Raw genomic sequence first — 12,988 nt, 5'->3', positions numbered from 1 at the left:
GAAGTCAAGCCCGGTTTCCTTGACCGTGATTGCTTGAGCAGGGTAGGGTTATATTAAATGGGGTAGTCTTTTTTGTAACGGACTTTGAGCGGGGGGCCTATGAACAGTTTTTATCAATTTTTTGCAGCGGTTCTAGCCGGTATTATCACTGCGGACTTGTTTGTGCGTGGCTGGAACAGTTTTTTGCAATGTGCGGCATCCCTGATTCTTTTTTTTCAAGGTAAGCTTAAAGTTAAGGATTTATTCACTCGTCTGAGCAGCTCAATCCCTATAACCATCCTGTGTCTTTTAAGTCTTATTCTTTGTTTTAAGATCTACTTTTCCACCTTTGATTTAGGCAGGACAGAGCTTGAACAGCTTGGGTATTTTCTTGGTGCTGTTCCCCGCACTGGATATTATCTTATTTCTGCCGGTAAAATGATAGATTCCATGTTTAGATCATGAGCCACTGGTCCTTTTTTTATTCCGGGCCGGGGCCATGGGGCAGGTATTCCATTGAACTGCGGGCGTTGTGGTCTGCATGTCCCACGATTTCTACGTCCGTATAGTAGAATTCTCCGGTTTCAATGTCGGATTCGACCACAAAGTCGGCCAGAGTGCGGAAGGCCGGGCTTGTGTCTATGAGCATGGGACCGGCTACAAAGACCATGGCCCAGATTACGGCGCAAGTGGCAAAAAAAGAAAAAATTCTGAAGCTGAGAGGTTTATTTTCCATCTTTTTGTTCCTTTATGGGGAGGGAAGCGTATTTACGCTTCCCTCCGTGCAGGGGGTGTGATTCCAAATGTCTAGATTTTGGAAGTGATATCAGGGAAGACCACGTAGAACATGAGGTAAGCCATGATCAGGGTCAGGCACAGGTTTAAGGACTGACCGCATACGTAAAGGATGAGCGGTTTGCCGCCTTTGAAGTAATGCTTGAGCTCGCGGAAGTTGGTTGCCAGTCCGATTGCTGCAAAGGACAGGCAGAAGAACCAGCCGCGGAAGATGCGGGAGAAGCCGCGCAATACGCCCTGGTCAACCATAGTGAAGCCTGCGTCGGAACCAAGTGAAGTGTAAATGATGGAGAAGATTACCGATGCGGTCAAGAAGCCGAGTACGAACTTGGGAAAGCGGTGCCAGATTTCCATTGCATGTACTTTCTGTCCGGCTTTGGCTTCAACTTTAGTGGCCCAGAAGATGGCGATACCGAAAGCGGTTACACCGATCAGCACGTTCTGGATCATTTTAATGGTCGCCGCCACGTAAAGAGCCTTTTCAGAAAGGAAGGCTCCAGCTGCTGCAACAGCCCCGGTAGCGTCGATAGTTCCGCCCATCCATGCTCCGCCGAGAATGAAAGGCATTCCGGTGCCCTTGATGATGGCGGGCATGATGATCATCATGACGGAAGTGAAGACAAGGGAAAGACCGATTGCGAGGGTTAGTTCTTCTTTCTTCGCTTTACATGCCGCAGCCGCTGCAATAGCTGCGGAAGTACCGCAAACGGACATGTCGGCGGAGATAACCATGTTCAGGGTTTTGGAAGGCACCTTGATTACTTTCTGACCGAAGATGAAGGTAGTGATCAGAACAACCGGGGTGACAACCCAGGCCACGAAGATACCGGGAATACCGATGGCTACGACTTTGTTGAACAGAACTTCCGCACCGAGCAGAACCAGTCCTGTTTTAATGAAGAATTCAACCTGAAGAGCTTTCTTGGCCCAGCTTGGAGTTCCGATGGTGTTGGAAATTACGAGACCGATGGCAATAGCCCAAGCCGCGTATCCGATACCGTACTGTTTCATGGTCGCTTGATTGGACATGAGATAGGAAGCGACGGCAATAACGAAAACCAATCCGAATCCTTTGAGAAATTGTTTGGCCTCACCGTCAATGAAGCGCATTCCCAATGCGAAGAAGAGTCCGAATCCGATCATTAAAACCAACAGTGAAGGGAACAGGTTATATGGCTTGTTTTTGATTTTTTTCTTAGCAGATGATTCCTTTGCGCGCAGTTTTAGCCATGCTTCAATGGAAGCGGAGGTCTCTGCGTTAAGCTTGGCATCCTTGAATCCTGCTTGTTCAGCCTTGGCCTGTGCAATGAGGGCTGCGCTTTTGGCTGCTGTTGCTGCGGCTTTTGCCTTCTCATATTTGGGCATGCCCGCTGCATTTTTTATATCAGCCTGTTCCTGAGTCTGGATGAAAGCATCCAGCGGGTTGGTTGTCCACTTTTGGGGTTTAGCCATGAAGGCTTTAATGGCCTTACCCACAGGCTGATTTTTTGCTTTGATTTTTTCTTTAGCGGTCTGAGCCTCGTACCATGCTACTGTTTTAAAGGGAGCGCGGGCGGCTTCCTCGGTCATGATAGCGTTTTGTTTTGCGAACTTGGCTTCCATGTCCGCGGGCTTGTTGTTGAAAAAGATTATTGCGCCGACGGTCAGGATCAGGAATCCCAGCCAGATGGCCCAATAATCTTCTTTTTTCCAAAGGTCGGACCATGAGCTGGCTGCTTTGTCGACTACGACATCACTGCTTTGCTTAACTGCGTTTTCTGCCATTTCTTACATATCCTCCAAATTTATTTTCAAAACAGACCGGGGTCTGCCTGTATCCTGAAGTCAGTAAAGGCAAAAGGCGGGCCAAAAAATGTATTTCCACAAGTTGCTTAAAATAAAGAGTTTGTTGGTGTTGGGGTGCTTACTTTGGATTGCAGTTGCTGGTTGCGGAGGTGTAAAGTCCGGTTTGCAGTTTAGGCGCGTTTATTTACGTCTGTCTGTGCAAGAAGATTTAAAGATCTCTCTTAAGATCAAAAAAACACCCCATTTGTTAAGCTGCTTAATAATCTGCATGGGCAGACCTCGTCCTTTCAGGACGAGCATGATCGTGTGGTTGTTCTTGTTAGACGCAGAGCAAAGTCAACTGGTTGTACTGAAGGATTTGGAATTAATATCTTCACAGCAATAGAGAAAATGTATACACCCCTCTTGACAGTTAAGCAGGTTAACTATATTTCATATGGAAAATGAAATTCAAACTCAGTTAGAACCTCTCGGGTCAGGAGTGGAGAAATGGAAAACAATACGCTTTCTGAAATAAACAAAAGCTGTTGGGGAATTGAAAATGCATCGACTAAGAGTGCGGTCCGTGCGTTTGAGTCTGTATGTGAGAATGGGGCAATAGCAACCCCTGTCTGGAGGGAAATGGAGCTCAGGCCCGGATTGAGGTTGAGTGCTTTTGAAGCCACCCTTTTTAAGGGGTTCTCCTTCAACTATCAGAAAAAAAACAATTATATAGATTTTGGTTTTTTTCTTGAGGGATCAATCATCAACAATATGAATGAAACCTCACTCGGGCCTTTGCGGGTGGATAATTTTCCCGGTAGCGGAGGCTTGGGATTTTTCCGTGAAATGTCGGGTGTGGTTGAGTCTGCGGCAGAAGGGAAGGCAAGAACCATTCATTTGCACATTAGCCCGGAATTGCTGCACGAACTGCTTTATACAGATATGGATGCAATTCATGATGACCTGAAGGGGGTCTTGGAAAATAGCTCCGAATGTGGTTTTTTTCTCCATCACGCCATGGATCCGGTGGTCCAGGCTGCGGCTAATGAATTGTTTTACGCGTTGGTGGGTGGAAATTGCAGCAAGCTTTATCTTCAGGGGAAGGCTCTCGAGTTGATTGGTTTGCAGGTCATGAAGCTCGAATCCTCCGAGCGGGTTCGCAGTTCCGGTTTGAGCATGCACGAGATTGAAAGAATTAAGTCTATTCAAGAGGAACTAAAGGAAAATTTCGATTCTCCGCCGACCATGGCTGAGCTTGCCAGTGCGCATATGATGAGCATCAGTAAGATTCAGGCCGGTTTTCATGAGCTTTACGGCATGACTGTTTTTGCTTTTCTCAAGGAATACAAATTACGGAAGGCCAGAATGCTTTTTGAAGCTGGAGATATGAACGTGAGCGAAGTTGCATGGGCATTGGGGTATACAAATCTGAGCCATTTTAGTGCGGCATTTAAGAAAAAGTACGGAGTGCTGCCTAAAAAGTTTTTAACTTCAGTGCGCGGTAAAAAAGTTTTTCCGATATCTAATTGACCAAGTGTATTGTTAAATTTGAGTTCATTGAGACTGTATTGCATCTTGGTAATACAGTCTTTTTGTTTATATAAATCAAGAATATTAATTGGGTTAAAATAATAATCTCTTCGAGTAGTTTGTTATTGCGTATCCATATATCTGCTGGTGACGTGTGTTCGTATCTTTCATTTTAGATGTGGACAATATTCAGCAATATATGGAGAAGGTATGTTTAAAAAACGATTTTTGAAAACTGTCTCGTTATTGATAATGACAGTCTATTTCAGTTCAGCAATTGCTTTTGCAGATAACTCGACAGAGGATGGGTTGTATCTTGCTCCTGTGACCGTCAAGGCCCAGAAAAGGTCAGAAAAGGCGCAGAATGTCCCGGCCAGTATTGTGGCTTTGAACGATGTGGAGCTAAAGGACATGGACATCAAAGATACAGATGATCTGGCATTGCATGTGCCTAATCTTGAGTTCAGTGATTTCGGCAGCCGCAGGCATGGCTTCATGTTTTTACGCGGGATCAAGAGTTTGCCCAATGCCGAACCTGCCACCGGATATTTTGTGGACGGGATCAACTTTTCCAAATCTTACATGTTCAATTTTCCACTTTTCGAAGTGGAGCAGGTTGAAGTGCTTAAGGGGCCGCAGGGAACCCTTTACGGACGTAACACTATGGGGGGGGTTATCAATGTTTTTACCAAACAGCCCGGAAATGAGGTGGAAAGTTCCCTTGGTGTGGAGATCGGAAATTATCACAGCAAGGAATTCCGGGCTAGCTGGTCCGGTCCCATTGTCGAGGATAAGCTTTTTCTCGGCGTGTATGGATTGGGGGCTTTTAAAGACGGATACATGGAAAACGACACTCCTGCGGACGGTGATGACGGTCGGCATCAGGACGGAAAATCAGGGCGTTTGAAACTTCGTTACCTGCCTACAGATGATCTGGATATGACTCTTTCCTTTGACATCCAGAATCATGATGATGGTGCTTATCCCATGCGCCGCACCGAGCGAAATTCCTTTGTTAAGTCCGGTAAATTCGCTGTGGACGATCCCTACCATTATTCCCACGATTATGAGGGCAGCCAGAAAAACGACTGCTGGGGGCTTGCGCTCAACTCAGAATACAAAACGGATTACGGAAAGCTCTTTTCCGTGACCGGGTACAGATACTTTGACAGCAAAGAGAAGATGGATGCCGACTTTACCCCTGCTGACATGATGCGCAAGACTTACAATCAGAAAGATAGTGATTTTTCTCAGGAATTTCGTTTTGCCTCGCCTGAAGACAATGGGCCGCTGGAGTGGCTGACCGGGGGGCATTTTTTTCTTTTGAAATCAAAGACCGACATCACCAACCTTTATGGAGTTAATTCCAAGGCTCCGGGATCGAATCTGAAATTCAAGACTGATAAGGATAACGCCGGTGGGGCTGTTTTCGGGCAGGGAACCTATACTTTCTGGGATAATCTGGATCTTACTGTCGGCCTTCGTTACGAATACGAATATGCTTCAGCAGACACGTATAAAGGGCAGACTCCTGCCGGAGGTTCGGAAGCCCCCCTTGTGAACCGTGATGTTTCCAACAGCTTTTCCAAATTGTTGCCTAAGTTTGCACTGGCATGGCATCTCAGCGAAGACCAGACTTTATACGGAACCGTGGCCCGAGCGCACCGTGCCGGGGGCTTTAATGACGCCTCGGCTCCAGAGGCTCATCAGGCTTATGGCGAAGAAGACAGCTGGCTCTATGAGATCGGATTCAAATCAGCTTTCTTTTCCAATCGTTTGAATTTCAATGTCAGCGGTTTTTACACTGCTATTGATGATGAACAGTTGCCTTTGTTCATGACCGATTCCATGCAGCCCTATACCGCTAATGCCGGACGTTCCCACAGGCTGGGCGTGGAAGTGGATTCACGTTTTGTGGTTATGGAAGGCTTGAACCTGAGCGGAACGTTCACTTGGATGGAAGCTGAGTTCGATAAGTATTCTCCTGCCGAAGGTGAAGATTACAAGGGTAACCGGGTGTTCGGCGTGCCTGATTATACCTACACCGTCGCCACTGATTACCGCCGCAATATCATCGGCCAGTGGGGCTTTTTTGGACGGGCGGATTTAGTCGGAGTCGGTTCCCGTTACTTTGATGATGCCAATACAGTTAAGGAAGATCCTTATGAATTGGTCAACCTCAAAGTCGGTGTGGAAGGTGAGCATCTGGATGTTTACCTCTGGTCCAAGAACCTGCTGGACCGCGAATATGTGATTATGGAGAACGTCTCTGCCGGTCTGGCTGAGGACGGCGAACCGAGAACTTTCGGTATTTCAATTGATTACAGGTTTTAAATGCGTGATGCGTCCATGCCCCTGCATGGGCGCATCATTTTCGGGCAAAAACTCTCCTCTTGAGAGTGGAAATCATTTTCCTTTGCCTGTATAAGTTAATCAGCAAGGAGTGAAGAGGAATTAAGGAAATGAGTATTTCAAACAATAAAAGACCGCACAAGACTTCAAAATTATTCAAGCTTTCACTGCTGGCATCCATGTATTTGTGTCAGGCCATACCGCTTGGTTATGTCTTTGGAAGTCTGCCGGTCATCCTGCGTGAGCAGGGCGTAAATCTTAAGGCCGTCGGGGCCGTCTTCGCACTCCATTTGCCGTGGGCTTTAAAGTTTCTCTGCGCTTCATGGGTGGACCGTAAATATATACCTGCCCTTGGCAGACGCAGGTCGTGGATATTTCCCTTGCAATGGATCGGAGCGGCGGTGTTGGTCTGCGTTTCATATTTTCCGCCCTCCACAGATTTCGGCATTATGTACGGGCTGCTCCTTCTTTTGAGCTGCGTCATGGCCACCAATGACATTGCCGTGGATGGTTATGCTACTGATATTCTGACCGAAGAGGAGCGTCCGTGGGGCAACTCCATTCAGTCAGCTGCCCGTTTTGCAGGACTCATGCTCGGAGGCGGGGTCATGCTGTTTATGAACTCAACTTTCGGCTGGCAGACCCTCTGCCTGTTTCTTGCCGCTGCTGTATTCTCCTTCAGTCTTCCGGTTCTCTTTCACCGCGAGATTGATCCCCTCATAACAGCACCGGCGGACAAGGAAACCAGTGGGGAAGGGGTGTGGGCTTTTTTGAAAAAGCGTGAAGTTATCAGAGTCCTCCCAATTCTGATCGCTCCCACGGCATTTGCCTTTACTTCTGTGCAGATGCGCACCCCGCTGCTGGTTGATATGGGATTTGATTCCCGAAGCGTGGGTATTATTCTTATGCATTATGCCTATCCTGCGGGACTTATCGGAACTTTTCTCAGTGGATGGTTTTTGCACCGTGTAGGCGGGCGTACTTTCCTGCGGGTTTTCTGCTCCACAGTGATTTTGCTGGCTGCATACACCGTATTTGTGGCCCGCTGCGGGGTAATTCCTTACTGGCAGGCGGCTCTGCTGCTGAGCATTGATAATATTCTTATCGGGGCGGTCATGGTCTGGAGTTTTACCCTGATGATGAAGGTGAGTGCCGGAAAAAATGCCGGGACCGGGTTTGCTGTTTTGAGCAGTTTGTTCATCATCGTACCCATGGCCGGGTCTCCTGTTTTCGGTCATGTCGGGGACCTGCTCGGCATGGAAGGGCTTTATATTCTTCTCGGGGTACTCTGCTTTGCCGGGTTTCTGGTGGCAGAACTGGCCGGACGCCACGAAGGTAGGGCTGGAGCACCCCGTATGGTTGAATTTCCGGGTTAGTGGATTGATTGTGAATGACTAGTTCCGGGCTTGTAGTCCGGGGCGGTAAAGGCTGCACGGGTCTCCGGTGCAGCCTTTATTTTTGCTTCCGGTAAATGGGGCAATTTTAAGGTTTCGCGGAGTAGTTTCGGTTTTTTACGAGAGCTATAAGTAAGTCAAAGGATGTTTCTGTCTGGGGAAATTCTATGACAATAGTTAAGTTGCTAAACTAAAATTAACCCATAGGGGAAAATAAATGAATAAAATAAAACAAATGCTGATTTCATTCGCCACAAAAAGGAGCTGGATGACCATTGTCCTGCTCCTGTTGCTGGCGGTTTTTTGCGGCTCCTTCTTCCCGAAGGTAGTCATCGATACTGACCCTGAGCATATGCTCCCGGCAGACGAACCTTCCCGGGTTTTCCATAATGAGGCTAAGGAAAAATTTGCTCTTTCTGAAATTGTTGTGCTCGGTATTCTTAATGAGCAGAACCCGCACGGGGTTTTTAATCCTGATACCTTAAAGCGTGTCCATGAGCTGGCAGAATTTGCCCGGACCCTGCGCTGGGAAAATCCTGATGACCCCTCAAGAATGGATGGGGTTATTGAAGTTGATATGATTGCTCCGTCCATGGTGGAGCATATCAGTCAGGATGGACCGGGAGTCATTTCATTTGACTGGCTCATGTCCCGGCCCCCGTCCACTCAGGCGCAAGCTGACGTTGTGAAGGAAAAGGTTTTCTCTAATCCTATGCTGGTGGGGCAGATGGCTTCCGAAGACGGCAAGGCTATCTGCATCTACCTGCCCCTGACCGATAAGTACCAGAGCTACCGCGTCTACATCGCCTTGCAGGAAAAAATAAAGGAACTGGGCGGTGATGATGAATTCCACATTACCGGGCTGCCCGTGGCACAGGATGCCATTGGCATTGAAATGTTTACTGAAATGAGCCTTGCCTCGCCGCTGGCCATGGGTACCATTTTTCTGCTCCTGTATTTCTTCTTCCGTAAACTCTCACTGACCTTCCTGCCCATGATTATTGCCACTCTTTCCGTGGTCATGACCATGGGAACCATGATCGGCTGCGGATTTGAAGTGCACATCATGAGTTCCATGATTCCGGTATTTCTAATGTCCATTGCAGTGGTGGATTCGATACATATTCTATCGGAATTCTTTGACCTTTATACGCCGGAGAAGGGTAGGAAGCAGACCATTATCGAGGTTCTGAACATTCTGTTCATGCCTATGCTCTATACTTCCCTTACTTCTGCGGCGGGCTTTATTTCTCTTGCCCTCACTCCTATTCCCCCGGTCCAGATATTCGGCGTGTTCGTGGGGCTGGGTATTATGGTCGCATGGTTGCTGACCATTATGTTCGTACCCGCTTATATATTGGTCCTTCCGGCCCGGATTTTCAGCAACTTCGGGTTGAATAAACACGGCAGCGGCAAAACCACCCTGCTGTCCCGCATTCTGGAAAAAACCGGGGGAGTTTCCTACCGCTACGCCAAGCCGCTGCTGGGTCTGTTTCTGGTCCTGCTGGTTGTTTCCGCATGGGGAATCAGCAAAATCAGAATCAACGATAACCCGGTTAAATGGTTTGCGACCAGCCACCCTATCCGTTTGGCTGACACCGCTTTGAACAAGCATTTTGCCGGAACCTATCCTGCTTATCTGATTCTGGAGAGTGAGGAAAACGAGATCAATTTCTCTGAATCCGATAAACGCAAGCTGGCTGATAAGTTCGTTGCCTTTACCGAAACCCTCAGCACCGAATTCCCTGATGCACGGGCGAAAGGTGTGAGCTTCATGGCCGAGTTGATGGATAAACCAGATTCGGCAGCGGATGTTTCGTTCCTTGACCGGGCTGTATCTTTTGCCGGACTCAAGGCGGAAAAGTCCACAGGTGATGACTTCTATCTGTATGATGAATTCAGCAGCTTTTTCGGCCTTGAAAAGGAACTTCTGAAACCTTTTAAACAGCCTGCAATGCTCAGTTACCTTGCCGGATTGCAAAAGGAAATTGAGGAGGCCGGACTGGTAGGCAAGAGCACCGCCCCGTCTGATCTGGTCAGCAAAATACATCAGGAACTGACTGACGGTGAAGATGCAAGTTACCGCGTGCCTGGGAAAATGCAGACTGTGGGTGAGTGCTACATGCAGTTTCAGCAGAGCCATCGTCCGCACGATCTCTGGCATTACGTGACCCCGGACTACAACGGAGCCTGCGTGGTTTTCCAGCTTACCAGCGGTGACAACATGGTCATGGAAGCGGTGGAGACCTTTGTCAGCGACTACTTAAGAAGCAATCCCCCGCCCTGCGACATCACCCATAACTGGGCTGGCCTGACCTACATTAACGTTGCTTGGCAGAGCCAGATGGTGGAAGGCATGCTGCGCTCATTTATCGGTAGCTTTGCCATTGTCCTGCTCATGGCTGTGTTCCTGTTCCGTTCATTCAAATGGGGCGTGTTGTGCATGGTTCCGTTAACCATCACCATTGCTTTTATTTACGGCTTCATCGGTCTGATCGGTAAGGATTACGATATGCCTGTAGCGGTTCTCGGCGTACTCACGCTGGGAATGTCGGTGGACTTTGCTATCCATTTTGTAGAGCGCAGCCGGAAAATCTACTCTAAGACCGGATCATGGGAGGAAACCCTGCCCCGTATGTACGGTGCCCCGGCAAGGGCCATCAGCCGCAACGTGCTGGTCATCGCCATCGGGTTCCTGCCCATGCTTATCTCGGCTTTGATTCCGTACCGCACCACCAGTTTGCTGCTTTCTTCCATTATGATGATCTCCGGCATCATGACTTTGGTAGCCATGCCCGCGATTATCACCATGGCCTCCAAGTGGTTCTTTGCCGGAGCCAAGCTGGAAATCCCGGCTCAGTCCACACCGGAAGCGACCGTAACAGTGAAGGTTAATCAATAATAAAATACGATTTGTCCTCTCAAGGCGGCAAAGCCCAAATAAAAGTTTTTGGGATTCTTAAGACCTTTTTGAAAAAAGGTCTTAAGCCGCCGGAGGCAAAATGAGTTCATAAAAAAGCGCGAAGCGCATCAAATCAAAGAGGCTCCACATGAAATCAAAAATACTCTCTCTCATAGCAACAATGGCACTGATTTCGTTATTGAGTGCACCCGCATGGGCAGAAACTGAGGACGTTGAAACCATAGTAAACAAGGCCAACCACATGGCCCTTTATCAGGGTGAAACCTGCAAGGGCAAAGTACACCTTGAAATCACCGATAGTCAGGGCCGTACCAGAGAGCGGGACTTGAACATCCTGCGTAAAGACGCGGGCGATGGTGATTCCAGACAGCTTTACATGTCCTACTTTAAATCCCCGGCGGATGTGCGCAAAATGGTTTTTCTGGTCCACAAAACAGTTGAACCGGGCAAGGACGATTCTCGCTGGCTGTACATGCCCAGCCTCGATATGGTTAAGCGGATCGCTGCCGGTGATAAAAGAACCAGTTTTGCGGGTTCCGATTTCCTTTACGAAGATATCTCCGGGCGCAGCCTGCATGAAGACATGCATGAATTGCTCGGGACTGAGAACGGCTGCTACATGCTCAAGAATACCCCTATAAATCCCGGTGATGTGGAATTTTCCCACTATGTCGCTTATGTGGATATGAAAACCTATTTGCCCATAAAAATGGAATACTTTAAAAGTTCAGACAAACCTTACCGGACTATGGAAGTGATTAAGGTAGATGAGATCGCATCAGATAAGAGCGGTGAAGTCTATCCCACGGTGACAGTTTCAAAGGTGAAAAACCTTGAAACCGGAAGTGAAACCGTGATGACCTTTTCCGGCGTGACTTATGACCTCCCGGTTAAAGAGTCCATCTTCGGCGAAAGGTATCTGCGTCGTCCGCCGAGGGAATTGATGCGATGAGGTTGCTGAAAAGTATATGCGTTATGGTCTGGCTGGTGCTGCTTGCAGCACTGGTCGGATCGGCCTCGGCAGCTGAGAGTGATGACAACTGGCTGGAGTCATTCAGTGAACAGTTTGCGCCGCTGGAGTTCAATGGTTTCATTGAAGCCCGCACAGGGGCGCGTACCCAGCAGGACCCGGAGGAAAAGCAGATTTCCATGGCTGAACTGCGCTTGCAGGGAGAACTATTCACCTATACCGACTGGGCCGACTTTAAATACAAAGGAGATCTGCGCGCGGACGGTGTGACAAATCGTATTGTTTATGAAACCCGTGAATTGTGGATGTTCTCACGGCCTACGGATTACATGGATATCAAATTCGGGCGGCAGGTGCTTACTTGGGGGACGGGCGGGTTGGTTTTCCTGAACGACCTTTTTCCCAAGGACTGGCGTTCTTTCTTCATGGGCAGGGATGCGGAATACCTGAAGGCGCCTTGCAATTCAGCAAAAGTCAGTTTTTTTACGGAAGCGGCAAGTATTGATCTGGTCTACACCCCTAAATTCGAGCCGGACCGTTATATTGACGGGGAATACATTTCATTTTTTAGCGGAATGGAAGACCGTTTGGTGGGCAGGGATAATATCCTCGACACTGACGTGCCTGATGAATGGTTTGAAAATGATGAATTCTCCGCACGTATTTATAAGAATATCAACAACTACGAGTTAGCTCTGTACGGTTATTGGGGTTACTGGAAAAAACCTGCCGGAATGAACGCCGCTGAGGAGGCCACTTTCCCGGCACTCAATGTCTACGGCGCAAGTATCCGCGGTCAGGTTGGACCGGGTATCGGGAACATTGAAGTTGCGTGGTACGATTCCACCAAGAGCAGGGGCGGAACCAATGCGGACGTGGATAACTCCGAGATCCGTTATCTGGTTGGCTATGCGCAGGAACTTTGGACCGACAGCAATTGCGAAGTGCAGTACTATGTGGAGCAGATGCTGGATTACGGCAACTATCTCAATGTGCATAATCCCAAGAATCCAAAGGATGAGTTTCGGCATGTGATCACCATGCAGTTCACCCAGCAGTTCATGAATCAGAACCTGACCTTGAATTTTGACGGCTATTATTCGCCCAGCGATGAGGATGCATATTTGCGGCCCGGATTACAATACAAGGTGTCAGATCGTATGACCGTTGGTTGCGGGGCTAACATTTTTGTAGGTGCCGGAGAGCAGACCTTTTTCGGGCAGTTCACTAACAACTCCAACGTGTACAGCTCGATTAGGTATAGTTTTTAGCTTGACA

General features: G+C 48.2%; 10 protein-coding genes. 8 read left to right on the top strand and 2 right to left on the bottom strand.

Annotated features, from left to right (window positions below; translation table 11 throughout):
• Positions 1 to 99 precede the first annotated feature (99 nt).
• Positions 100 to 444, top strand: coding sequence for a hypothetical protein (locus tag D0S45_09970; GenBank protein ID TIH15899.1), 345 nt, complete (start codon positions 100 to 102; stop codon positions 442 to 444).
• A gap of 16 nt (positions 445 to 460) precedes the next feature.
• Here the strand turns inward: D0S45_09970 and D0S45_09965 are convergent, their stop codons facing one another.
• Both D0S45_09965 and D0S45_09960 read right to left on the bottom strand, forming a co-directional pair.
• Entirely contained in the window at positions 461 to 715 is a 255-nt protein-coding gene (locus D0S45_09965; protein TIH15898.1) for a hypothetical protein, read from the bottom strand.
• Positions 716 to 786: 71 nt separating this feature from the next.
• The gene (locus tag D0S45_09960) at positions 787 to 2,538 is read right to left on the bottom strand and encodes a putative sulfate exporter family transporter (GenBank protein TIH15897.1); all 1,752 of its coding nucleotides are present in this window, start codon (positions 2,536 to 2,538) and stop codon (positions 787 to 789) included.
• Between the two features lie 88 nt (positions 2,539 to 2,626).
• On the opposite strand from D0S45_09960, the gene D0S45_09955 reads away from it, so the two are divergent.
• From D0S45_09955 to D0S45_09925, 7 genes are all read left to right on the top strand, one after another.
• The gene (locus D0S45_09955; protein TIH15896.1) at positions 2,627 to 2,944 is read left to right on the top strand and encodes a hypothetical protein; all 318 of its coding nucleotides are present in this window, start codon (positions 2,627 to 2,629) and stop codon (positions 2,942 to 2,944) included.
• Positions 2,945 to 3,048: 104 nt separating this feature from the next.
• Positions 3,049 to 4,071, top strand: coding sequence for an AraC family transcriptional regulator (locus D0S45_09950; GenBank protein TIH15895.1), 1,023 nt, complete (start codon positions 3,049 to 3,051; stop codon positions 4,069 to 4,071).
• Positions 4,072 to 4,281: 210 nt separating this feature from the next.
• Positions 4,282 to 6,405, top strand: a complete 2,124-nt coding sequence (locus D0S45_09945) for a TonB-dependent receptor (protein ID TIH15894.1) — start codon at positions 4,282 to 4,284, stop codon at positions 6,403 to 6,405.
• Positions 6,406 to 6,533: 128 nt separating this feature from the next.
• The gene (locus D0S45_09940) at positions 6,534 to 7,799 is read left to right on the top strand and encodes an MFS transporter (protein TIH15893.1); all 1,266 of its coding nucleotides are present in this window, start codon (positions 6,534 to 6,536) and stop codon (positions 7,797 to 7,799) included.
• A gap of 235 nt (positions 7,800 to 8,034) precedes the next feature.
• On the top strand, positions 8,035 to 10,719 hold the full coding sequence (locus D0S45_09935) for an RND transporter (GenBank protein ID TIH15892.1): 2,685 nt from the start codon (positions 8,035 to 8,037) through the stop codon (positions 10,717 to 10,719).
• Between the two features lie 148 nt (positions 10,720 to 10,867).
• Positions 10,868 to 11,692 carry an outer membrane lipoprotein-sorting protein gene (locus D0S45_09930; GenBank protein TIH15891.1) on the top strand — a complete coding sequence of 275 codons (825 nt, stop codon included), beginning with the start codon at positions 10,868 to 10,870 and terminating at the stop codon, positions 11,690 to 11,692.
• Positions 11,689 to 12,981, top strand: coding sequence for a hypothetical protein (locus D0S45_09925; protein TIH15890.1), 1,293 nt, complete (start codon positions 11,689 to 11,691; stop codon positions 12,979 to 12,981). Before D0S45_09930 ends, D0S45_09925 begins: the two co-directional genes overlap by 4 nt.
• Positions 12,982 to 12,988 lie beyond the last annotated feature (7 nt).

The sequence above is a fragment of the Marinifilum sp. JC120 genome (genome assembly GCA_004923195.1).
In the GTDB taxonomy this organism is placed as follows: Bacteria; Desulfobacterota; Desulfovibrionia; order Desulfovibrionales; family Desulfovibrionaceae; genus Maridesulfovibrio.
This window is presented reverse-complemented; position numbering and strand designations above follow the sequence as displayed.